The organism is Nocardia sp. NPDC004711 (assembly GCF_053601595.1).
On sequence record NZ_JBSGCB010000009.1, the window covers coordinates 153394 to 177006 of the forward strand.

Genomic DNA, 23613 nt, shown 5'->3' on the forward strand with positions numbered 1-23613 from the left:
CCCGAGGGGACTCGCATGCCCAACGACACTCTGATCGTGCCGGTCGAGGTGGCGGCGTTCGCGGTGAACGCCCAGACCCGCGACACCGACGGCACCTATGTGATGCAGCGCTGGATCGCCAATTTCGTTCCGTTCGTCGATGACAACGCCTCACCCGAGCCCGAGCCGTTCGCGGGAACCGAGATGTGGGGCGGTGACGCCTCCCGCGTCGGCGTGTATCTGCAGTGGCAGCTGCCGGAGGCGCTGGCGCGCGGCGTCCAGGACGCGGAGACCGGCGAGATCGGAGATTTTCCGCTGGTGCCCAACCGCTGGCTGGTGGTGCGGCGATCCACTGGCGGTGTGCGGGCGTGGATCGTGCACAGTGATTTCCTGGAGCGCCGCGAGGGATCGGTGTCCTATCTGGATCCGACCTCAGGTGTCGCGACCAAGATCGGAAAGTTGGTCGACCTCAGTACTTCCAGCCCGTGGCAGGAGCCGGGCGGCACACCGTTTCTCACCGCGCTCGGCCCCGGATTGCTGACGTTCTCGGTGTTCCAGCCGTACAACAAGAACGTCTTCTCCATGCACGACACCCTCAGCGATCTTGACCCCGACCACGACGACCGGCTCAGCTATCAGGTTGTCGGCTGGTACTCCGATCCAGACAGCGACATCCTCGTCGCCGGCGATCACGCCGACGAGCGATTCGCCGATCTGCTGTCCCGGCTGGAGTGGAGTCTGGCCGCCACATTCGGTGAGCCGCGCCGCTCGGTGTACTCGGGCACCGCGCTGGGCATCGACTGGCGTCCGACCGGAGGGGCATACCGCTCCGCCAGTCCCGATGCTCGCGATATCGCGGTAGCGATCGGCAACAGCGCGGGCGAGGCGGCCGGGGTGATCCAGGCACAGGCGGGGGGGTCGAATGCCCTGAGCGAGGCCGATGCGCGGCTCTACACCGCGTTCACCCTCGGTGTCCTCGGCGAATACGACCGGGCCGACGGCGAGCTGTTCCCGCAGCGTGCCGCGCACGATTGCGGATTCGGTCCGGTGCCCGGCGGATTCGGGTGGCGTGTGGTCGATCGCGGCTGCGAGGATGCGCGTGCCGCCATGCCGGCCTCCGAGCGGGCAGCCGCCCACGCACGTGCAGCGGATGTGGTCGCCGAATTGAACCGGAAGCAGCGCGATCTCGACGCGCTCGAACGCGAACTCTCCGATGCCCAACAGCGGCTGTTCGTGCTGTGGGCGCTGTCGTGCGAACCGAAGCAGCCCGAGTCCATCGGACCCCGAATCGCCCGCGAACTCGAACCGAACCGGGAGAATTCGACCGCGTGGCGGGTCGACAAGCTGATAGGCGACGTTGCCGCGCTGCGCGCCGAAGTGCCATGGGCGACAACGGCTGATGCGCTGCTGGCCGAGGCTCGAGACTATGCCGCCATGAAAGGCTTGCGCAGCACACTGGAATTGCAGCGCGTGCCCATGGATCCGTTCGAGCAGCATGCCGACCCGGTACTGATGATGCAGGGCGCCCATTTGAACGCCCCGCTGACCCGCGGCTCGGACCTGCCATGCCGGGTCGGGGAGCGCCTGATCACACAAATCGGCAGTATCACCGCCGCTACCGTCGCCGCCGATGTCACCAAGGTGAACGTCGCCGGCCTGCCCGGGCCGATGCGGGAGCTGGTGACCGAGTTCCTGATCATCGACCAGGCACGCAAAACCGGTGTGGGACTGGGCAATCCGACCGGCACCCTGCCCGCATACGGTACCGACGCCTGGCAGCAGCCGTGGCAGCCGCTGTACCTCATGTGGGAGGCCGAGTACACCGCCATCCCGTTCGTGGACAGCGCGCAGGAGCGCTGGCGATTCGACGGAAACTACTACCGCTGGCAAGGTGAAGGCGATCTGAAGCCCGCCGTCACCGTCAGCGGCCGCCAAATCCTCATGCCCACCAGTGGATACGACCAGGACGGCAAGCTGTCCAGCTACGCCGACGGCCGCGACGACCTGCCCGAATCGCTCCTGAGTGCCATGCACGAGCAGTTGAGCAACCTCGATCAGCTGTCCCAGCGGCTCGATGGGCTCAGCGCCGCCGTCGGGCAACGCCTCACCAGAACCAACCGCGCACCCAGCGGAGAGATGGCCGATTTGATCGGCAGCAGTGTCGGCCTGACGCCCGATCCAGGACCGCAACCGGTCTTCGAATGGGACGACTGGGAGCCCTCCGATTTTCAGGAATTGCGGTCGGGACATTTGATGTTCACCCGGCTGTCGGTGGTGGACCGCTTCGGGCGTGCGGTCAACCTCATCGACAACCCCCTGCATTTCAACCGGCTGCTCAAACCGGAGTCCATGACCCCGGAATACAGCGTCGGCGAGATCCAGACCGACCGATACGTGGAACTGGGACCGCGATTGCTGCAACCGGCGCGGCTGCGCTTCGACTTCCTCTCCGCTCGCGGCGACGACGACGTCGAACTCAGCGCGGACGCGAATCCGGTGTGCGCGTGGCTGATTCACAACCGCCTGGACCGGTCGCTGGCCATCTACGACCCGGACGGCGCCGCGCTGGGCGATCTGCGGCGGGTGTTGTCGGGCTCCGGGCAGCAGATCGTCGCCTGGACGGCGCTACCCGACTCTCCCGTGGCCGAGTTCGACGATCTGTCCGGGCCCTACCCGCACGTGCATCGGTTCCTGTCCACGATCGAACGCGACCCCGACGTCCTGGATGCCGTGCGCGCCTTGATCGATCGCACGCTGGTATCCATCGACCCGGACGGCCCCGAGGACCAGAGCCTCGGTTTCCTGCTCGGCCGCCCCTTGGCCCTGGTGCGCGCCCGCCTGGACCTGGAACTCTGCGGCCCGGTGCGCAAGGACGTCACCTGGCAGCAGGTCCTCAACCCACCACCACCGCAGATGCCCGGCTACCGCTGGAACGTACGCCTCGGCGAGGCAATGCAATTCGACGACGGGCTCATCGGATGCGTCGTCGACGACGACTACGACCACTTCGAAACCGTCCTGGAGCCGACCGGTTCCCACAGCGGCTACCTTCGCGCCATCGGTCGCGGCGACCGCCTCAAGCTGGCCTTCGACGGCGACAGCACCGCGACCGTCACCTTGCTGCTCGACACTCGCGCCGCCGTCCACGCCAACACCGATATCCTGCCGGTGTCTTCGGTTTTCGTGCCACAGCGCTTCACCGATGCCGCCTTGGCCAACATGGCGGTGAACTTCCGCACCGGGCCGCTGCTCATCGCCAGCACCGAATCGAGCGCGGTTACCCTCCCACAGCCGACCACCGCCACCGGCGTCTGGTCATGGGCCGAACCGGTGGGCCCGGGCTGGTCGGAGCTCCCCATCGTCGTCCCCGATCCCGCCTCTCTTCCCGTCGGCGCCGACCCTGAAATCCGTTCCGGCTTCCTGGTTTTGCGGGATGCCGCCGAGCACAGCCGCAGCAGCAACGGACGAGGAGCACGGTAATGACGGTCATTCCGCAGTATTTCGCGACGCCCGACGGTAGTCAGGTACGAAATACAGCGCCACTGCACTTCGAGCTGACCACCGATCCGGACCCGGCGCGCGTCTCCCCGTCCAGCGGCGATCCAGAGCGCGCAGACCTCGTGCTGGTGGGCAGCCGCCGCAGCGGTGTTGGCGTCGAGTGCCGCAAGATCACGATCATGGTGCCGGTGGGTACCAATTCTCCCGATCTGACACCGGATATCGCGAGTATCTCGCCGCAGATCAGTCTCGAGAATTGGTCACCGCGCACGGACGCCACCGCCAAAACCATCACCTTCACAACGCCATCGGGATCCTCGGTAATCACCCGGGACGAGGGCGTCACCATCCAGCTGATGGGCGCCCGGATCAACGAGGTGGTCGGCAGCGCTCCATTGCGCATCGACATGGAGTGGCGGGAAACAGGTTTCGGCGACGACGAGCCCTGGGAGACCGGGAGTGTCACGTTCAACGTCGGCAAGTTCCCGCCGAGCTTCCGTCTCGACAACTTCATGGCCGAACGTCTGATCATCGACAACGGCGATTCGGTGAAGCTGAACTGGGAAGTCAACGGCGCGTCGTCGCTGAAACTGCTGTACGACGGCGGCGAGTTCAACGTCATGGGCGAGACAACGAAAACCATGGACAACGTCACCCGGACAACGGTTTTCTATCTCCGCGGCACCGTCCAGGTCGGCAACAACACCGTCGAACGGACGCTCGCCACTACCGTCACGGTCCGCATCCCCGATCTCGTGGTCGGCAACCTCATGGTGCAGGGACAGTTCCTCATCCAGGCCGAGCCAATGCGGGCGGTGGTCTCGCCCGTTCTCGGTGCCGATCCGAATCACCCCCCCGAGCTCATGCTCGACGACAACCTCGACACCTACTACCTGAGTCAACACCTCCCTGTACCGTTAATGCCCGTACAGGTTCACTTCGGTCGGACACTGAATGTCCGGACGGTGGATCTGTATTTCGGCGACGGTACCGGACGATACCTGCCGAATGGAGCACGCCTGAGCCTGTTCGACGTGGTGACATTGACATGGCGCGATTGCGGCACTTTCGGCTCCCAACCGGAATACCACTACGCCACCGACACGAACGACGCGAGATACACGATGCTGCAAATCAACACGATTGGGATCTCGCTCTATCGCCTCGCGATTCGAGGGATTGTCATCAACCCACCGCCCGATCGCATCCTCCGAATCGACGGCAGGGCTGCCGAATTCAATATTCCGGTCATCGCCAACGATGGAATCACCGAGCCCTGACCCGAGAACCTCACCCGCCTCCGATCCGGCTCGGCTAAACCGTCGTCAACTGAGGAAACCCCGAATCGGATCGTCGCAGGGCACTATCCGGTCGGGGCGGCCCGGAAATGGCAGCACCTCAACAGCGTCGAACTGGACCCACTGCGCCACGACGAGATCTCGCTCTCCGAATCCCATCAGCGGCTCGGGTTTGCCCAGTTCTCGATATCCGTCGAGCGGGCCGACTGCAAGGGAAGGGCGGACTTCGGCGCTCGGTGGGCGGCCTGCGCGGCGTCGTGGCTTGCCTGCCGGTGCGAGAAGGCCCGTGAGACCTCCGATCTCCTGAAGAGTCACGCGGCAGCGGGTTCGGGCGGTGCTGAGCGGGATTGTCCGAACGCTTTTGAGGGGTGGAAGGACTGGCGGGTTTGGAGGCAGTAGTGAAATTGCCCGAGCATCTTGTTGAACAGGTGCCGCAATGCATCGATCTCCCCCGCGCTGCCGGTCTTCATGCCGAGTCCGCTTCGGCGGCGGCTACGCCACCACACTCATCAACAGCAACAGCTGGGAATTCTGGTGGGACTGAACCAGACCCACCAGACCAGAGCGTGACGGATTCCCAGGCCGGCACCGGGACCCAGCCGAGCGTCCGCTCCGTTTCAATCCCAGGTCGGATGCAGGTCCGCAATGTTCAGCCATAACGTTGCCCCGGACAAGAGCAAGAAGGTGACCGCCCCCGAGATCCTCAGCGAGAAGTCACCCGCGAACAGATGCGTGTAGACGGCACAGGTGAAGTAGAGGACGAGGCCGAACGCGGCTGCCGTTCCGATCCCGTGAATCGCTGTGAGACCCAGGAACAGCCCGATCGCGCCCGAGAGCTTGAGGGTGGCGATCGGGAACACCAGCCAGGACCGAGGCACGTTCACGGCATCCAGGGTGGCAATTATCCTTTTGTTATGAGCGATCGTGGCGATGCTCGAGAAGGTCGTCATCGCGATAGCGATCCATGTGACGACAAGATAAGCGGTATGCATGATCACTCCTCGGTCGACAGGTGGTCATGACGGATCTCCTCGATTATGAGTGGATCGGTCGGTGCAGCCGGCGCTAGGCGCCGTCGCGGCGAAACGGGTCCGAGTGGTCGAGCCGTATCGGCGGGTAGTCGGTGTAACCGTGGGCTCCTGGCGTGTAGTGCAGCGCCCGATCGGATCTGAGGATCGGTGCGCCTGTTGCGAACCGAGCAGGAAGGTCCGGGTTGGCGATGAACGGCTCGCCGAATGCGACGAGATCTGTCAATTTCTGCGAGATCAGATTGTTGGCGCGGTCTTGTGTCATACCGACGTTGGCGATCAGGGGCCCCGCGTAGAAGGGGCGAAAGTGGTGGTACATCCCGTCGCCCTGGAGATCCGAGAGGGGACCTCCGGACAGATCGGCCATCGCACCCATGAGTAGCCAGTGCGCAATCGGGTAGCCGGCCAGGTGCTCTATAACGTATTCGCTGGTAGCGATTGTGTCCGCGGTAGAGACGAATTCACCGCGTTCCGCCCATACCGGGCCGGCCTTCACACCGACGCGTCGAATGTCGATGCGCTGACTCACGGCATCGATCACCTCGAACAGAAACCGTGCCCGGTTCTGGATCGATCCTCCGTAGGCGTCAGTGCGCAGATTGGTTCGAGGATTGAGGAATTGGCTGATCAGATACGAGAATCCGGCCTGCAATTGAACCCCGTCGAAGCCCGCACGTTTCGCATTACCCGCGGCGTCGGCGAACTGCCGGATCGTGTCGGCGATATCGGCACGAGTCATTGCGTAGGGGGTGACGGTCGGCTTCCTGCCCGAGGGCGTCGGGGAGGTCAGCCGAGGGTTGATCGCCGAAGGGGCTTCGGGTGCCGCTCCGCCGCGGAAGTCCGGGTGTGAGGTCGAGCCGGTGTGCCACAGCTGTGCAAAGACGATTCCGCCCGCTCGGTGAACGGCATCGGTGACTGCGGCCCAGGCCTTGATCTGCGTGTCGGTGAACAATCCGGGGACATCGTGCCAGCCGACGGCGTCGCGACTGATCCAGGTACCTTCGGTGATGATCAGGCCGGCCGATGCGCGCTGCGCGTAGTAGAGGGTGTGCAGCTCGGTTGGTGCCAGATCGGGATTGGTTGCGCGGCAGCGGGTCAGCGGCGCCATGACAACCCGGTTGGCCAACTGCAGATCACCCATCAGGTAGGGCTGCAACAGCGGTTGCTGCTCACCGGTCACGTGCATCGGCCGAGGTGGTCGCGGCGCGGGACCGGTGGGATCCGGCAGGTACGTCCTGCGGATACGCCGTGCGGCGACATCGTCTTCATGAGCGGCGGACTTCTCTCGTGGGTAGCGGCTCTGGCTCAGCTGTCGAGTATCGAGAGTGCGCAGCCGTTCCTCCATCACCTGAACAGGTGAGTGAATGTCCGGTATCGATGTTCGACACCGGTGGGACCTTTCCCTTCGGGCTGGTGCGGGCGGTCGGCAATGGACAGGGGTGATCGGCACGGCCGAGCCGGCGTGGCAGGATGTGGTCCTGGTTCGTGCCGCCTGCCGGTATCTACGGCAGGTGGGCCTGCGTCTGAGCGAGGTCACGGTCACCGAGATCCTTTCCGCCCATGCCGAATTCGTGCGCGCGTTCGTGGAGTTTTTCCACGCCAGGTGATCGAACGGACGATTTCCTGGCGGCTCTCGAGGTGACGTGTTCGGCGGTGCGTAAGAAATACCCGGGCGCGGTCACCGGATCACCGGGCCCGCGCCGGGCAACCACGACGACGCTCGGGCGCGAGGAATGGGACGAGGTCCCCGAAGCCGGTGCGGCCGAACGGGACTGGCACATCCGGGCCTTCTCCAGGGAGTCGCGGGGCCGAGGCCTTCGAGGTCGCGGGTCCCCCCGCTGGTGATCTTCCCCGACCGCGGAATTACGGGCATGTCTCCGACAGCTTCGAGCGTGTCCTGTTCGGTCGCGGTCGGTGTCGTGCTGTCGAGGCTGAACAGGGCGTCCGCCCGGTCGAGCAACTCGGCCAGCATCAGGTGGTCGTTGCCGTTGGCTCCCGGTCGAAGGTGCAGCGAAATCAGAGGGTCGGTAGCCGACCGGAAGGTGGCAGTGGGATCTGGATTCACGGTTGAGCACGGGCCACGTGGCTGCGGTGCCAGCGGTCGATGGCATCGGCCACGAGCTGCGGGTTGTCGGCCATCGGAAAGTGCAGCCCCCAGGGCACGGTGACCCTGGTCAGGCCCGGGAACAGTCGCCGCCAACGCTGAACGAAGAAGAAGTAGTCGCCGAGTCGCCCGAATACCGTCATCATCGGCCGGCCAGCCAGCGCGGTGACCGTGCTTTCTGCGCATGTGGCGGTGGCGCGGTCGCGGGTCGCGTCGCGAAACATTCGGTGCAAGAACCGCCGGTGGTCGCGGTCGCGCAGACCACGTCGCCACGCAGTCTTACGGGTGCGGTTCCATCGTCTACCGACACCAAACCTTGTCGCACTCGCCCAGGCGACCAACCTGAGCCATGCGTCGACCTCCCGCATCAGCTCCGAACCGAAGAATCGCAGTGCGAGCCACAGCATTCCCCGGGGCCGCCAGCCGAAGGTGTTCATGGCCACCAGTGCGGCCACGCGGTCGATTCGATCGTGTACAGCAGCGAGTGTGGCCAGGCCCCCGAGGTCGTGTACGACCAGTGTCACGGCGTTGAGGTCGAGATGGTCGATGAATGCTGTGATCGTGTGCGCGGCCGATGCCACCGTGGCCTCGCCGGGATCGGAGAGTCCTGTTCCGGGCAGATCGAGGGTAACGCACCGGTATCGGTCCTCGAGGTGACTGATCAGATCGGCCCACAGCAGCGACCAGAGTCCGGCGTGGACCATGAGCAGGACCGGACGGTCACCGCCGGTATCGGTGTAGACGACGCGGCGCCCGTCGAAGTCGAACGCGTACAGCGGATGCGGCCAATCCTGCGTGGTGAGCCAGTCAGGCCGAGCGGGTTTGGTAGTAAGGGTCATATCTCTAAGGACGTGGCGGCGCGGTCGTATGTGACGGACACATTTCACCAGGCTCATTCGTCGGAGGTATGTATGAGCGACATCATCGAGCAGGCTTGGCACGCACACCGGCGGCGGGTGCTCGACGTCTCCTACCGCATGCTCGGTACCCTCGTCGACGCCGAAGACGCCGTGCAAGAGACCTTCGCCAGGCTCACCCGCCGCGGCTGCGAGGGCATCGACGACGTCGAGGGCTGGCTGGTCACCGTTGCGGGCCGAGTCTGCCTCGATCGGCTGCGCGCCGACCGCACCCGGGCCCGCTACGTCGGGCCGTGGCTGCCCGAGCCGCTCGTCGAGCAGGCTGGCACCGATCTCGATCCCGCAGATCAGGTCACCCTCGATGACAGCGTGCGCCTGGCGCTTTTGGCGGCGCTGCACGCCCTCAGCCCCGCCGAACGCGTCGCGTTCGTGCTCCACGATGTCTTCGGAGTGAGCTTCGAGGAGATCGGCGGGGTGGTCGGCCGCTCACCGGCCGCGGCCCGGAAGCTGGCCAGTCGTGCGCGAGCCGCGCTGCGCGACAACCCTGAGCCGCGGTTCGAGGTCTCACCAGCACAGGCGCGCGCGGTCGCCGAGAGATTTGCACACGCCTGCACCACCGGCGACCTGGCGGCACTGATGGAGGTACTGGCTCACGACGTGGTCGGCGAATTCGACTCCGGCGGGCGAGTCGCCGGCGCCCCCGTCGGACCATTGGTCGGCGCCGAGCTGGTCGGCGTCACGCTGGCCAGAACACTGTTCGGAGCGGGCGCCGACTTCCGGGTCGCATCGGTGAACGGCGAGCCAGGGGTGGTCGTGTCACTCGCGGGCCCCGTCATGGTCGTGATCGCGTTGGAGTCCCATGACAACCACGTGGTCGCGATCCGCGCCATCGGCAATCCCGACAAGCTCGCACGCCTCAACGCTCGCTGAAACGAGACCTTGGTGCCCCACGCCGCGACCCAAGTCATTCCCTGATCGACAGCTTCGGCGCCAAGCAGGGTCTGTGGGCGGCTCGCCTGCAGCATCGCGTACGCGCCGAGTTCGTCAATGTGCGCCCCCAGACCGGCGAGGGCGAACCTTGCGCCGAAGCCAACCGCCTCGGCGCAGCCCTGACCAGGGCGCTAACGCCGTGATGCCCCAGGCGCCAGACCCAGGGCATCGTGAGAACGGTTGTGGGTGTTGTTATTTCTTGTTCAACTCGCCGGTGAAGGACCGCCGGCCGACTGAACCTACTGCGCCCCCGGCTATTACGCCGCCAATGTCGCCGACACCGACGGCAACCGACTCGAGTTCGTCCGCAAAGCCTGGAACCCCGGGCATAGGCCCTGACAGTCGCCGATCGAGGCCGGCAGGTTTGTTCGAACGGCGTGCGCACTGACGTCTGGTCACACGGACGCCATGACAGCAAAACCATTGCGGTTCAACGGGTTCGCAGTCAAAACACCGTGCGTTTCGGCCCGGCCGGCACCGCCGAGGTGATGTTGCGAATGGGAGCCGCCGGTCATGCGGCCGACCACCCGGCATCCATCCGTGAGATATTCCTCGACTTCGCCTCGATCATTACTGCTCGGGTAATGATCGAGCAGGGATTCTGCATCGCGTTTTCGCTGGTGAAAGCCGCAAGCTGAGTTTGTTCTTTGCGGAGGGGCCGGCCCGGGATCGAGTAGTCGAGTAGTGCCGTCCTGGGTGCCCACGATCGGGTCGTGTTCGTTGCCGAGTTCGTGGAACGTTTTGTCGTTGATCTACACGTTCTGGACGAACTCGAACTGGCGAACGAGGCGGGCGAAATCCAGGCAAACTTGGATGCTGGTCTGGGTTTGATTCATGTTCCCGCATAGTCATTCACCCAGGGATGCGTCACTGTGACGTATGTGTCTGGCGTGACGTGATGTGGAGTTTTTTAGCGGCTGGTCGGCGCTCTCGGATACGGGTGGATTTCCGGATCTGGCTCACAGTTGTCTTTCGGTGATCGACGGTCCCGTGTTCGACGCTCTCATGTTTGTGTGGACGGGGCATTGGCGGTGTCGTCGGATGAGGGCGGTTTGGGGTCTCTCCCCTGGCCCCTCCCCTGGGTTGTGTTGTGTTGCAACAGTTTTCGTCACCAATAAGCAAGGCAATTATGTCAAGTTACGGTGACGTCCGGTCGTGTCCTCGCTCATCGGCTGAATTCGGTCGGTGGATCGGCCGATGAGTACGTTCTAGACCTCGTAAACGGCGGTGCCGGTCCGCACGTCGAGGATCTCCAGCAGCACCAACCGGCACACGGCCATTTGCGACATGTGCCCGCGCAGGGTGATCACCGCGTGTGCTGCGGCTCGACGGCATTCCTGGACGAGCTCGACGAACGCCGGTGGCAGTGTGGCGCTCTGCGGTGAGGGCTCGTGGAATACCGCGCCGAGTTCGTATCCGAGCGAGCGGGCGGTATCGCGCAGCTGGTCATCACTCGAATCCGGCTCGCGACCATCGAGTAGATCGTCGCGCACGTATCCGTAAGCAAGAGGCAATGGAGCGGTTGTCATGGTGTTCGGTTCCCGTTCGGCCGGCCACAGGAGATATCGGAGATAACCCCTGCGAGCCGGATGGATCTGTTATCGCAGGTCGGCGTGTGCCACCCGCCATCGTCGGTTCGGCATACACGGGTCGAGCCCGGCTGTCGCATTCGTCGCCCAGTGGTGTCTCGGTCAGGCATCCGCCGGAACTGTGATGTGGGCCACTGGCGACATTGAGTATGGAATATAATTAGGAAAATACGCCATAGTTGTGAATGTAATTCTTTGATTTTCCGAGTTGGTCATTTGGATATTCGACACGCTGCTCGGTGTTGTGTCGATTCCGAAGCATCTTCGGCGCTCGGGAAGTCCACCCGATTCATGGTGGCGCTGTTCCCCGCATGCCCGGATGCCGGCCAACCGCGGATCTGGGCCGCGGATCTGAGTGGATTCCTCGGCGTGGATTCCTCGGCATTGTTGCGGGAGTGACGTTTTCGCGCGTGGCCGGCATTCCGATCGTGAGCTACCCCGGTTCGGATGCCGGCGCCGAGCGATCCGGCTCGAGAGCCGAGCGCAGCCGGCGTGCCCGGGCATGCCGGTCGTCTCTGTACCGGCCGACGCGTGAACCGCGCGACGAGCCCTGGCGGCGATATGGGGTTCAGGGCGGCAGTGCGTCGGCGGCGATGCGCGGGCGGTAGTACCGGGCTGGTCGCTCGCCTCCTGAACATGCTTCGGTTCAGGGACCCAACCTTTCCTGTGGGATGAAGATTCAGAAAAGTTGTCCAATACTACAGAATTATCTGCAGTTTCGTTGGCAGCGAATTGATGAATATTCATACTTGGTGACGCCAGCGAGTGATGCGCCTCACGTCCACCGTTCGCTGCGACACCTGTCGCTCACATCCACACACGTTCAGGAGCTCTACCCGTGAGAATCGGAATCCCCTGCAAACCCGTCGCCGAGGAATACTCCCGGCTGCGCGCCGATCGGGTTCTGTTCACCTGCCTGGACCTGGCCGCCTAGTCCTCCCCGGCCGCGCCATCCTCGGCGACGACCCATCCGGAATGCGATCCGGGTGATGACCGCGCCGCGCCATCGGACCGCCCTCTCGACGTCGACGTCAGGGCCGCGGCCGCGATCACCGAAGGAGTGCACATGACACTGCCCGACCACCAACAACGGACGGCCACGATGGCCGGTACGAAACCCGAGCCCGCAGCCACCGAGTCGGAGGGCTACGCCCGCGGATTGAGTCCGCGGACGATTCAGATGATCGCGATCGGTGGGGCGATCGGGACCGGCCTGTTCTACGGATCGGGCGGCGCGATCGCGCAGGCGGGTCCCGCGTTGATCGTGTCGTACCTGCTCGCGGGCCTGGCGATCTTCGTGATCATGCGGGCACTGGGCGAATTGCTGACCTACCGGCCGGTCTCCGGTAGCTTCGCCGATTACGCCCACGAGTTCCTCGGCCGGTTCGCCGGGTTCGCCACCGGCTGGACCTACTGGGCGGTGTGGGTGAGCACGTGCATGGCCGAGATCACCGTCGCCGGCAAGTACATCGAGTACTGGTTCGACATCAGGCCGTGGATCACCGCCCTGGTTGTGCTGACCGTGCTGTTCGGGGCGAACCTGATCTCGGTGCGGCTGTTCGGGGAGGCCGAGTTCTGGTTCTCCGCGGTCAAGATCACCGCGATCATCGGCATGATCCTGATCGGGATCGGGGTTCTGACCATCGGATTCGGTCACGCCGCCCACCCGTCGGTGACCAACCTGTGGGCCGATGGCGGGGTGTTCCCGCACGGATTCGGCCAGTCCCTGATGACCCTGCAGATCGTGCTGTTCGCCTACGTCGGAGTCGAACTCGTCGGGGTGACAGCCGGTGAGGCGCGCGAGCCCAGGAAGACACTGCGCAAGGCGATCAACACCCTCCCGGTCCGCATCGGTCTGTTCTACATCGGTGCGCTGCTGGTGATCATGTCCGTCGCCGGGTGGCGCAACTTCCAGTCCGGAAAGAGCCCGTTCGTCGAGGTCTTCGAGCAGATCGGCATCCCGGCGGCGGCCGGCATCATCAATTTCGTGCTGCTCACCGCCGCACTGTCCTCGTGCAACTCGGGCATCTACTCCACCGGACGGATGCTGCGCAGCCTGTCGCTGCGCGGGGAGGCACCCGCCCGGGTCGGCACCCTCAGCTCCCGCTCGGTGCCGTTCACCGGAATCTGCCTCTCGGCCGGTGTCATGGTCCTCGGCGTCGTCGTCAACGCCGTCTCCCCCGACAGGGCCTTCGCCTATATCACCTCGGTCTCCACCGTCGGCATCATCTTCGTCTGGGCCGTCATCCTGGTCTGCCACAGGATCTACCGCGCCCGCGTCGCCGATGGCATCCTCCCGGCCAGCGACTACCGCCTCCCCGCCGCACGGGTCACCACCCCGCTCGCCCTGGGATTCCTCGGCCTGGTCGTGGTCCTGCTGTTCTTCACCGACAGCGGGCGCACCGCGGTGGCGGTCGGCGCCGCCTGGGCGGGGCTGGTCTGCGCCGGCTACGCCGCGATGACCCGACTCGGACGGGCACGCGGCGGCTCCGGTGGCGCCCCGGCCGCCGAACAGGCACCTGATCCGGGGACGCGCGGTGATCCCGGCCCGGCCAGCTCGCTCCGGTGTGCTGGCTGAACAACCCCGACGGCGACTACCGCGGCGCCATCGAGGCGGGCATCGAGATCGGGGTCCCCTCCACCCGGCATCTGCTCGTCGTCGCCGCGGCCGCCTCCTCGGTCGGGAAACCCGCGACGATCGCGATCAAGGTGGACAGACGAACTCATCCGGGTCACCCGCGCGGGCACGATCCGCCTGCGCGCGATCTTCTCCCATCTCCCCCACGCCGATGAGCCGGGCAACCCGGTGGACCAGGTGGTCGTGGACCTCGGCCCGGGTGGCGGCGTCCACGAAGGCGACCACGCCGTGTTCTTCGGCAACGGCCAACACGGCCAACACGGCGAACCCGTCGCACAGGACTGGGCCAGCGCACTCGGCACCATCCACTACGAGGTGGTCACCGGACTGCGGGGGCGGTTCGTGAAACGCTGCGGCGGCGGCGGAGAGCGTCGAGTGCCGCATCGTGGTGCGCGTCGCAGGGTCGGTCGGCAATGGACAGGGCGGCGGATCGGGGTGGGGTGAGCGTGCCGGTTCGTCCACTGTGTCGTGGGTCTCCAATGCGGCAGATTGGCTGCGGACGGACCCATCGCGCACAGGGAGTTGAACGGATGTATCGCGGAGCAGGCACCGGCACGCTGGACGAACAGCGGATCGATGCCGTCCCCCGGCTGGAATTCGAGCGGATCGCGGGTGAGCTGTCGTCGGCGCGATTGGTCTGGCATGGCGCGCCGCCGCATCTCACCACGCTGATCGAGGTCTTCTCGGCGCTGGGATTGCAGGTGATCACCCATGAGGTGAGTGGCGATGAGTTACGTGCCGTGCATCGGTTCACCTTCCGCCCCACCGCTTTTCCGTTGCACGAGCGAACGGCCGAGCTGATCGCGGAAGCGTTCCTGGCGGCCGTGGACACCGCCGTGGAGGTCGACGGGTTGATCGGGTTGGTCGGCACGGCCGAGCTGGCCTGGCAGGACGTGGTCCTGGTACGTGCCGCGTGCCGCTATCTACGGCAGGTGGGCCTGCGCCTGAGCGAGGTCACGGTCACCGAGATCCTTTCCGCCCATACCGAATTCGTGCGCGCGTTCGTGGAGTTGTTCCACGCCAGGTTCGATCCGGCGCGAACTGCCGGGCGGGCCGAGTCGGTGGCCGCCGCCGATGCGGCGGTGCAGCGACGGCTGGAGGCCGCGGCCACGCTGCCGGAGGATCAGCTGCTGCGTGGCCTGTACACCTTCTGCACCGCGGTGCTGCGCACCAACTGGTATCAGCCGGGTCGCGCGGTGGCCGCGTTCAAGGTCGATCCGGCCCGGCTCTCGATCTCGGCCCCGGTCACGCCCTATCGCGAGATCTTCGTGCACGCGGCCGATGTGGAGGGCAGCCACGTGCGAGGCGGCGCTATCGCCCGCGGCGGCTTGCGCTGGTCGGATCGCGGGGACGATTTCCGCACCGAGGTGCTCGGGCTGATGAAGACCCAGACGGTCAAGAACGCGGTCATCGTGCCGACCGGCGCGAAGGGGGTGTTCGTGGCCCGGCGCGGAAGCGATCCCGCCACCGTCGAATCGGCGTATTCGGCGTTCATCGGCGGCCTGCTCGATGTCACCGACAATATTGTCGACGGCGTGACGATCCCGCCCGCGCACTGTGTGGTGTACGACGACCACGATCCGTATCTGGTGGTCGCGGCGGACAAGGGCACCGCGCGCTTCTCCGATCTGGCCAATGACATTGCGGTATCGCGGGGTTTCTGGCTCGGCGACGCGTTCGCCTCGGGCGGTTCCAGCGGCTACGACCACAAGGCACTGGGCATTACCGCGCGTGGCGTGTGGTGCTCGATCCGGCAGCATCTGGCCGAGCTGGGCATCGACGCCGACGCGCAGCCGTTCACGGTGGCGGGCATCGGCGATATGTCGGGCGACGTCTTCGGCAACGGCATGCTCGAAACCGATCGGATTCTGCTGGTGGCGGCCTTCGACCACCGCCACATCTTCCTCGACCCGGACCCGGACCCGCTGCTGTCGTATGGCGAGCGCCGCCGCCTGGCCGGTCTGGAGCGCAGCAGCTGGGCCGACTACGACCGCGCCCTGATCTCGAAGGGCGGCGGCGTGTGGCCGCGCACCGCCAAGTCCGTCCCGCTCTCCCCCGAGGTGCGTGATCGGCTGGGCGTCACCGCGACGGAACTGCCTGCGCCCGAGGTGATCCGGGCGATTCTGAGTGCCGAGGTGGACCTGCTGTTCAATGGTGGGATCGGCACCTATGTGCGCGGCGGCGACGAGCCGGACACCGCGGTCGCCGACCCGGCCAATGACGAGGTGCGGATTGCGGCGTCGCGGCTGCGCTGCCGGGTGGTCGGCGAGGGCGGCAATCTGGGTCTCACCCAGCGGGCGCGCATCGAGTTCGCGGTGGCGGGCGGCCGGGTCAATGCCGATTTCATCGATAATGCTGCGGGCGTGGCGATTTCGGATCGCGAGGTGAATCTCAAGATCGCGCTCGCGGCCGCGGTGACCGCGGGTTCGCTGACTCCGGCCGAACGGGATCGGCTGCTGGCCGACAATGCCGGCGCGGTGGTCGCCGCTGTGCTCGCCGACTGCGATCGGCAGTCGCTGGCCATCAGCCTGGCCGAGGCGCACGCCCCCTTCCTGATCGATCGGCACGGTCGTTTGATCGAGAACCTGGAGCAGGCCACCGGCCTCGACCGCGCCGCCGAATTCCTGCCCACTCCGGCGGAGCTCACCGCCCGCCGGCGCGCGGGAACCGGCCTGGTGCGTCCGGAGATCGCGGTACTGCTGGCCATGGCCAAGAACCTGGTCCGCGATGAACTGCTGGCCGCCGGAATCCTCGACGATCCGGTGGTGGCCGGGACCGTGTTCGGCTACTTCCCCGATTCGGTGCGTACCCGGCTGGGTGAGGACGTGCTGTGCAAGCACCCGGTGGCCCGGGAGATCGTGGCCGTGGCGGTGGCGAACCAGGTGATCAACCGGGTCGGCCCGGGCATGATCCACCGCCTGGAGGAGCGTCTGGGCGCGGGCACCGCGCACATCGTGCTGGCGTGCACCGTGGTGCACAGCGTGCTCGATATCGACGGTTGGTGGCGCGATGCCCTCGCCGTGCCCGGCGTCTCGCCGCGGGTGCGCATGAGCATCCTCAACGGTATTCAGGCAGCCGTCGAACAGGCCACCGCCTGGTTGCTGACCCAGCCCGGCTCGGGCTCCTGGTCCGAGGAGATCGACCGTCACGCACCGCTGGTCGCGGAATTGATCACGGTGCTGCCGCGACCCTGCGGGAATACCGGACGCGACCTGGCGAACCTGCGTCTGCTGGCGCAGGCGCTGCCGTTGAGCGACATCGCCCGGCGCGCACAGCTTCCGGTGCCGCTGGTTGCGCAGACCTACCGTGAGCTGGGCGATCTCATCGGTTTGGATTGGCTGGCAACGGCTTTCGACGCGACGCCCGCCTCGGACCGCTGGGAGACCCTGGCTGCCGCCGTGCTGGGCGACGAATTGCAGGCGCGGTGGCACGCGCTCACGGTCGCGGTCCTCGCCGGGGCCGACCCCACCGCCTCGGCCCGCGATCTCGTGACCGCCTGGGGTGACACCGATTCCGCCGCGCGGCTGCTGGAACTGGCCGGTGGTCTGCGCCGCTCCGGTGTCGTCGATATCGCGCGCCTGTGCGTGGTCAACGCCGCATTGGCGGAGGCGGCCAAGGTCAGCGCCGGGCGATAGGTCAGCGCTGGGCGATGACGGCCAGCAGCAGCTCGGCGCGCACCCGGGCGGTGTCGAGCCGGCAGCCGAGCACGGATTCGATCTTGACGATCCGGCTGCGCAGCGTGTGCCGGTGCACGCCGAGGGCGTTGGCGGCGGCTTCCCATTGCCCGTGCGCCTCGAGGTAGGCGCGTAGCGAGTCGACCAGGTTGGTGTCGTGCCGCTCGTCATAGCCGACGAGCGGCGCGAGCATGGCCTGCGATACTGCGCCGAGCACCCGCCGCGCCTCGGGAAAGGTCAGCAGGGAGTGCCCGGCCAGCGCGGAGAGCTCCTGCGGGCTCGCCCCGGGCGGCGCCGCGGACGCGGCCAGCTCCGCGTGTTCGATGGCGGCGGCGAATCGGCGCAGGGGATGCGGCGCGCTGATCCCGGCACGCACGGTGGCGCGCACGCTCGCGGGCAAGGATTGCAGCAGCTGCTCCGCCGATTCCTCGGTATCGGTTCCGGCCAGCAGAACGGCAGCCCGATCGTCGGCCAGATGGGCGAACAGCTGCCTGCTCAGCGTCGCCAGCCGCGTGTCGACGGCCTCGACGACCTGTTCGGCGGTGTCCGCCGAGGGACAGCGCAGCACCAGTGCTCGCACGCGCCCGGCCCGGTCGGCGGCCGGAGTCAGATGCCCCCACACGGTGTCGAGGGTGGTCGGTTCCTCGAGCAGCAGGGCGATGGCCTGGGTGTTCAAGCGGTTCTGCGCGATGCGCAGTCGCGCGGGTTTCTCGAAGTCCAGGGCGAGCAGTGAGCTGGCGTGCCCGAGCAGCACCTGGTCGACAGGGCTCAGCGCGGTCGTGGTCACGACGGCGAGATGCCCGTGGGTGGCGGGCCCGGCCGCGATGGCCTGCACGGCGATGAAAACGTCCGGGGCGGTGTGGATCACGCCGCTGGCCGCGCCTTCGCCGCGGGTCCCGAGAAATTCGGTGATCTTGTCGATGATCTCGGCGGGCGCCGGCCCGGGATGTGCGTCGGTCACCACGCCATCGGCTCCGACGACGATCGCGGTGGCCGACAGCGCCGCCGACAATTCCTTGATGACGGCGGGTACGCCCTGGATCGCGGCGCGGGTCATGCGCGGCTGGCTGCGCGAGGCCCGCAGCACCTTCTCGTACTCCTGTTCGGCGAGCCGCTGCATGACTTTCTTGGTGATCGCGCCGAACGGCGTCGGCAGCGGCACCTCGAACAGCGGCAGCCCGAGCTCGTCGGCGGCCTCGACCAGGTCCTCGGGTACGGCCGGGTGCGAGAGCCCGACTCCGAATCCGACGCCGACCACCCCCACCGAGTCGAGATCACGAAGGTAGCGCAGCCGATCGGGGCGACTGAGCGGCAAACCCATGCCGGTGGTGAGCACCAGTTCCCCGCCGGAGAGCCATTGCTGCGGTTCGGTGAGTTCGGAGGTGAGCGCGAGCGCGATCTCCCGGCCCAGTCCGGCACCGCCGCCTTTGAGCACCAAGCCCAGCTCAGGCTGCGACAGGATCCATCGGACCGGAATTCCCACACTCATAGCTCTCCCACAGCAACTGGACATAATGGTGAAACCCCATTCGCGGGTCACGCCGATTCGGCAGGTGACGCAGGGGTGTGTCGCGCAGCACACTCGGTGGCAATCGAACAGCACTCACACATCGCACGAGAACGGGCAGACATGACCACGGAGATACTTCGCAACTACATCGACGGCCAGTTTACGGCCGCCACCGCGGCGGAGTCGTTCGACCTGATCAGCCCGGTGGACGAGTCCGTGACCGGCCGCAGCCCGATCTCCGGGCCCGCCGATGTGGATGCCGCCGTGGCCGCCGCCGCCCGCGCCTTCCCGGCCTGGAAGGCCGCCACTCCGAGCCGCCGCCAGGCCGCTCTGCTGAAACTGGCCGACGCCATCGAAGCCAATGCGCAGGCCCTGGTCGAGGCGCAGTCCCTCGATACCGGCCAGCCCAAGCATCTGATCGCCTCCGAGGAGGTCGCCGCGGGCGCGGATCACCTGCGCTTCTTCGCCGGGGCGGCGCGGCTGCTGGAGGGCAAGTCGGCCGGTGAGTACATGGAGGGCTTCACCTCCTATGTGCGCCGCGAGCCGGTCGGCGTGATCGGCCAGGTGACGCCGTGGAACTACCCGCTCATGATGGCCATCTGGAAGATCGGCCCGGCGCTGGCGACCGGCAATACGGTCGTGCTCAAGCCCAGTGACACCACGCCCCGCAGCACCCTGGTGCTGGCCGAACTGACCCGGGACATCCTGCCCGCCGGCGTCCTGAACGTGGTGCTCGGCACCGCGGGCACCGGGGCCGCGCTGGTCGCGCATCCGGCCCTGGACATGGTGGCCATCACCGGTTCGGTGCGCGCGGGCATCGAGGTGGCCACCGCCGCCGCCCTTCAGGTGAAGCGGGCGCATCTCGAATTGGGCGGCAATGCGCCGGTCCTGGTGTTCGAGGATGCGGATCTGGCGCTCGCGGCCGATCGCATCGGCGATGCCGCCTACTTCAACGCCGGTCAGGACTGTACGGCCGCCACCCGCGTGCTGGTGCACGAGTCCGTGCACGACGCCTTCGTGGAGGCCCTGGTGAAGAAGGCGCAGACGGTGCAGCCGGGTCTGCCCGACAATCCGGATGCCGCCTACGGCCCGCTCAACAACATCCGCCACTTCGAGTCGGTGACCGCCAAGATCGCGGCGCTGCCCGCGCACACCACCATCGCCACCGGCGGTGTGCGGATCGGCGAGCGCGGCTTCTTCTTCGCGCCGACTGTGGTGACCGGTGTGCGCCAGGACGATCCGATCGTGCAGGAGGAGACCTTCGGCCCGGTGATCACCGTGCAGACCTTCGCCGACGAGTCCGAGGCCGTCCGTCTGGCCAATGACGTGGTCTACGGCCTGGCCTCGAGCGTGTGGAGCCGCGATCACGGTGTGGTGCAGCGGGTTTCGGCCGCACTGGACTTCGGCGCGGTGTGGGTGAACTGCCATATTCCGCTGGTCGCCGAGATGCCGCACGGCGGTTTCAAGCGCTCGGGCCACGGCAAGGATCTGTCCGCCTACGGCGTCGAGGACTACACGCGCATCAAGCACGTCATGAGCGCACACGACTGATTCCGGTTGCACCGGCCATCGAATTCCCTTACCGCAGAAAGAGTTTCATGACAGAGATCAGCTACCGGATTCCGCAGCAGCGGGTGCTCCGGACCGCCCTGCCCGGCCCGCGCTCGCAGGAACTGGCGGTGCGCCGCAAGGGCGCCGTCGCCGCGGGCGTCGGCTCCACCGCCCCGGTGTACACCGCCGATGCCGATGGCGGCGTCATCGTCGATGTGGACGGCAATGCGCTCATCGATCTCGCCGCGGGCATCGCGGTCACCAATGTCGGGGCGTCGCATCCGAAAGTCGTTGCGGCGATCAAGGATCAGGCCGAGCGGTTCACCCACACCTGTTTCATGGTGGCCCCGTACGAGGGCTACATCGAGGTGGCCGAGCAGCTGGCCGCGCTGACTCCGGGCGATCACGAGAAGCGCAGCGTGCTCTTCAATTCCGGCGCGGAAGCGGTGGAGAACGCCATCAAGGTGGCGCGCCTGGCCACCGGCCGCCCCGCCGTGGTCGCCTTCGATCACGCCTATCACGGCCGCACCAACCTGACCATGGCGCTGACCGCGAAATCCATGCCGTACAAGCAGAATTTCGGCCCGTTCGCGCCCGAGGTCTACCGGATGCCGATGTCGTATCCGTTCCGCGACGGCGGCCAGGACGGCGCGGCGGCGGCGCGGGAGGCGATCATCCGGATCGAGAAGCAGATCGGCGCGACCTCGGTGGCGGCCATCATCATCGAGCCGATCCAGGGTGAGGGCGGATTCATCGTGCCCGCACCGGGATTCCTTCCGGCGCTGGCCGATTGGGCCCGTGCCAACGGCGTGGTGTTCATCGCCGACGAGGTGCAGACCGGTTTCGCCCGCACCGGCGACTGGTTCGCCTGCGCGCACGAGGGCGTGGTGCCCGACATCATCACCATGGCCAAGGGCATCGCGGGCGGTATGCCGCTCTCGGCGATCACCGGCCGCGCCGATCTCATGGACGCGGTACACCCCGGCGGCCTGGGCGGCACCTACGGCGGCAATCCGGTCGCCTGCGCCGCCGCGCTGGCCGCCATCGACGCCATCCGCGAGCACGATCTCACCGCCCGCGCCCGCCGCATCGGCGATATCGCCTCGACCCGCCTGCGCGCACTCGCGCAGCAGGTTCCGGCCATCGGCGAGGTGCGCGGCCGGGGCGCGATGCTGGCGCTGGAGTTCGTCCGCCCCGGCGGCACCGAACCCGATGCCGCCCTGACCGCCGCCATCGCCGCCCGCTGCCTGGAGCAGGGTGTGCTCACCCTGACCTGCGGCACCTTCGGCAATGTGATCCGGCTGCTGCCGCCGCTGGTGATCGGCGAGGACCTGCTGAACGACGCCCTGGATGTGTTGTGCACCGCCATCGCTGACCTGTCCGCGTCATCGACCGCCATCGACTGCTGAGGAAATCTGTTGTCCGAGTTCGACTTCGTGCGCGCCTTCGTTCCCACCGGTGTGTGGATCGACGGAGTCGCGGCCCCCGCGTCCGGCGGCGGCACCTTCACCGTGACCGATCCGGCCACCGGTGACCTGCTCACCGAGGTCGCCGACGCGGGCCGCAAGGACGCCCTGCGGGCCCTCGACTCGGCCTGCCGGGTGCAAGCCGAGTGGGCCGCGACCGCTCCCCGCGACCGCTCCGCGATCCTGCGGCGGGCCTGGGAACTGCTGGTGGATCGCACCGAGGAGATCGCGCTGCTGATGACCCTGGAGATGGGCAAGACCATCGCCGAGTCGCGCGGCGAGGTGGCCTACGGCGCGGAGTTCCTGCGCTGGTTCAGCGAGGAGGCGGTCCGGATCGGCGGCCGCTACACCACCGCGCCCGCGGGCACCGGCCGCATTCTGGTCACCCAGCAGCCGGTCGGCCCGGTGCTGGCCATCACACCGTGGAACTTCCCGCTGGCCATGGGCACCCGCAAGATCGGCCCGGCCCTGGCGGCCGGGTGCACCGTGATCGCGAAGCCCGCCGAGGACACCCCGCTCACCATGCTCGCGCTGGCCGCGATCTTCGCCGAGGCCGGGCTGCCCGAGGGCGTGCTGTCGGTGCTGCCGGGCAGCGACGCCGCCGCCATCACCGCGCCGCTGCTGGCGGATGCACGGCTGCGCAAGGTGACCTTCACCGGGTCCACCCGGGTGGGCGCGCTGCTGCTGCGGCAGGCCGCCGACAATGTGCTGCGCACGTCCATGGAACTGGGCGGCAATGCGCCGTTCATCGTGTTCGAGGACGCCGATCTGGACCAGGCCCTCGATGGCGCGATGGCCGCGAAGATGCGCAACGGCGGTCAGGCGTGCACGGCGGCGAACCGTCTCTACGTGCACAATTCGCTGCGCGAGCAGTTCGCGTCCCGCTTCGCCGAGCGGCTGGCCGCGCTGCGCGTCGGCCCCGGCTACCAGCCGGACGTCGATCTCGGACCACTGATCAACGAGCGGCAGCGCGCGACGGTGACCGCACTGGTGGACGACGCGATCGCGTCCGGCGCCGTGCTGCGCACCGGCGGCAAGCCGCTCGACGGTGCGGGCTGTTTCTTCGAGCCCACCGTGCTCGACGATGTGCCGCGCACCGCGCGGATGCACCGGGAAGAGATCTTCGGCCCGGTCGCCGCGATCTACGGTTTCGATACCGAAGCCGAGGTGGTGGACGCCGCCAATGACACCGAATTCGGTTTGGCCGCTTATGTTTTCACGAAAGACCTCGATCGCGCTCTGCGCGTGAGCGACGCCCTGGAAGCCGGCATGGTCGGCATCAACCGCGGCGTCGTCTCCGATCCGGCCGCTCCCTTCGGCGGAGTCAAACAGTCCGGCCTGGGCAGCGAGGGCGGATCCGAGGGGATCCACGAATACCTCGACACCAAATACGTCGCGCTCACCCGCTGACGTCATCTCCCGGCACCCCGG

At 66.9% G+C, this 23613-nt stretch carries 18 protein-coding genes and 1 pseudogene; 11 read left to right on the forward strand and 8 right to left on the reverse strand.

Features of this window, described 5'->3' with window-relative positions; all coding sequences use genetic code 11:
- The first annotated feature begins 15 nt into the window (after positions 1-15).
- Together ACWEKS_RS11205 and ACWEKS_RS11210 are read left to right on the forward strand one after the other, a co-directional pair.
- Entirely contained in the window at positions 16-3459 is a 3444-nt protein-coding gene (locus tag ACWEKS_RS11205) for a hypothetical protein (RefSeq protein ID WP_452339929.1), read from the forward strand.
- Positions 3459-4757 (forward strand): hypothetical protein, encoded by a 1299-nt coding sequence (locus ACWEKS_RS11210; protein ID WP_452339930.1) that lies wholly within the window; start codon positions 3459-3461, stop codon positions 4755-4757. Before ACWEKS_RS11205 ends, ACWEKS_RS11210 begins: the two co-directional genes overlap by 1 nt.
- A gap of 329 nt (positions 4758-5086) precedes the next feature.
- On the opposite strand, the gene ACWEKS_RS11215 is transcribed toward ACWEKS_RS11210, so the two are convergent.
- The 3 genes from ACWEKS_RS11215 to ACWEKS_RS11225 form a co-directional block, all read right to left on the reverse strand.
- Positions 5087-5245 (reverse strand): hypothetical protein, encoded by a 159-nt coding sequence (locus tag ACWEKS_RS11215; RefSeq protein WP_452339931.1) that lies wholly within the window; start codon positions 5243-5245, stop codon positions 5087-5089.
- 147 nt (positions 5246-5392) lie between these two features.
- Positions 5393-5767, reverse strand: coding sequence for a DoxX family protein (locus ACWEKS_RS11220; protein WP_452339932.1), 375 nt, complete (start codon positions 5765-5767; stop codon positions 5393-5395).
- A 73-nt stretch (positions 5768-5840) separates the two neighbouring features.
- Positions 5841-6989, reverse strand: coding sequence for an alkene reductase (locus ACWEKS_RS11225; protein ID WP_452339933.1), 1149 nt, complete (start codon positions 6987-6989; stop codon positions 5841-5843).
- A gap of 178 nt (positions 6990-7167) precedes the next feature.
- On the opposite strand from ACWEKS_RS11225, the gene ACWEKS_RS11230 reads away from it, so the two are divergent.
- Positions 7168-7410 carry a hypothetical protein gene (locus ACWEKS_RS11230; RefSeq protein WP_452339934.1) on the forward strand — a complete coding sequence of 81 codons (243 nt, stop codon included), beginning with the start codon at positions 7168-7170 and terminating at the stop codon, positions 7408-7410.
- A 454-nt stretch (positions 7411-7864) separates the two neighbouring features.
- Here ACWEKS_RS11230 and ACWEKS_RS11235 read toward each other — a convergent pair whose 3' ends face one another.
- Positions 7865-8746 (reverse strand): alpha/beta fold hydrolase, encoded by an 882-nt coding sequence (locus ACWEKS_RS11235; protein WP_452339935.1) that lies wholly within the window; start codon positions 8744-8746, stop codon positions 7865-7867.
- Between the two features lie 72 nt (positions 8747-8818).
- Between ACWEKS_RS11235 and sigJ the strand changes: the two genes are divergently transcribed.
- Together sigJ and ACWEKS_RS11245 are read left to right on the forward strand one after the other, a co-directional pair.
- Complete coding sequence (gene sigJ, locus ACWEKS_RS11240; RefSeq protein ID WP_452339936.1) at positions 8819-9694, forward strand: RNA polymerase sigma factor SigJ; 876 nt, start codon at positions 8819-8821, stop codon at positions 9692-9694.
- A 437-nt stretch (positions 9695-10131) separates the two neighbouring features.
- A complete protein-coding gene (locus tag ACWEKS_RS11245) occupies positions 10132-10392 on the forward strand; it encodes a hypothetical protein (RefSeq protein ID WP_452340000.1) in 261 nt (86 codons plus the stop codon).
- Here the strand turns inward: ACWEKS_RS11245 and ACWEKS_RS11250 are convergent.
- Positions 10371-10548 (reverse strand): annotated as a pseudogene (locus ACWEKS_RS11250) (peroxidase); the annotation flags it as partial. The gene ACWEKS_RS11245 and the pseudogene ACWEKS_RS11250 sit on opposite strands and share 22 nt — an antisense overlap.
- Positions 10549-10962: 414 nt before the next feature.
- Positions 10963-11283, reverse strand: coding sequence for a hypothetical protein (locus ACWEKS_RS11255; protein WP_452339937.1), 321 nt, complete (start codon positions 11281-11283; stop codon positions 10963-10965).
- A gap of 1126 nt (positions 11284-12409) precedes the next feature.
- On the opposite strand from ACWEKS_RS11255, the gene ACWEKS_RS11260 reads away from it, so the two are divergent.
- The gene (locus tag ACWEKS_RS11260) at positions 12410-13921 is read left to right on the forward strand and encodes an amino acid permease (protein ID WP_452339938.1); all 1512 of its coding nucleotides are present in this window, start codon (positions 12410-12412) and stop codon (positions 13919-13921) included.
- 126 nt (positions 13922-14047) lie between these two features.
- Here ACWEKS_RS11260 and ACWEKS_RS11265 read toward each other — a convergent pair whose 3' ends face one another.
- Positions 14048-14242, reverse strand: a complete 195-nt coding sequence (locus ACWEKS_RS11265; protein WP_452340001.1) for a hypothetical protein — start codon at positions 14240-14242, stop codon at positions 14048-14050.
- Here ACWEKS_RS11265 and ACWEKS_RS11270 point away from each other — a divergent pair.
- Both ACWEKS_RS11270 and ACWEKS_RS11275 read left to right on the forward strand, forming a co-directional pair.
- Complete coding sequence (locus ACWEKS_RS11270) at positions 14210-14425, forward strand: hypothetical protein (protein WP_452339996.1); 216 nt, start codon at positions 14210-14212, stop codon at positions 14423-14425. The genes ACWEKS_RS11265 and ACWEKS_RS11270 overlap by 33 nt on opposite strands.
- Before the next feature lie 86 nt (positions 14426-14511).
- Positions 14512-17616, forward strand: coding sequence for an NAD-glutamate dehydrogenase domain-containing protein (locus ACWEKS_RS11275; RefSeq protein ID WP_452339939.1), 3105 nt, complete (start codon positions 14512-14514; stop codon positions 17614-17616).
- A gap of 1 nt (position 17617) precedes the next feature.
- Here ACWEKS_RS11275 and ACWEKS_RS11280 read toward each other — a convergent pair whose 3' ends face one another.
- A complete protein-coding gene (locus tag ACWEKS_RS11280) occupies positions 17618-19144 on the reverse strand; it encodes a PucR family transcriptional regulator (RefSeq protein ID WP_452339940.1) in 1527 nt (508 codons plus the stop codon).
- A 141-nt stretch (positions 19145-19285) separates the two neighbouring features.
- On the opposite strand from ACWEKS_RS11280, the gene ACWEKS_RS11285 reads away from it, so the two are divergent.
- The 3 genes from ACWEKS_RS11285 to ACWEKS_RS11295 are packed head-to-tail and all read left to right on the forward strand — an operon-like array spanning position 19286 to position 23592.
- Complete coding sequence (locus tag ACWEKS_RS11285) at positions 19286-20716, forward strand: aminobutyraldehyde dehydrogenase (protein ID WP_452339941.1); 1431 nt, start codon at positions 19286-19288, stop codon at positions 20714-20716.
- 47 nt (positions 20717-20763) lie between these two features.
- Positions 20764-22125 carry a 4-aminobutyrate--2-oxoglutarate transaminase gene (gene gabT / locus ACWEKS_RS11290; RefSeq protein WP_452339942.1) on the forward strand — a complete coding sequence of 454 codons (1362 nt, stop codon included), beginning with the start codon at positions 20764-20766 and terminating at the stop codon, positions 22123-22125.
- A 9-nt stretch (positions 22126-22134) separates the two neighbouring features.
- On the forward strand, positions 22135-23592 hold the full coding sequence (locus tag ACWEKS_RS11295; protein ID WP_452339943.1) for an NAD-dependent succinate-semialdehyde dehydrogenase: 1458 nt from the start codon (positions 22135-22137) through the stop codon (positions 23590-23592).
- Positions 23593-23613: the final 21 nt, after the last annotated feature.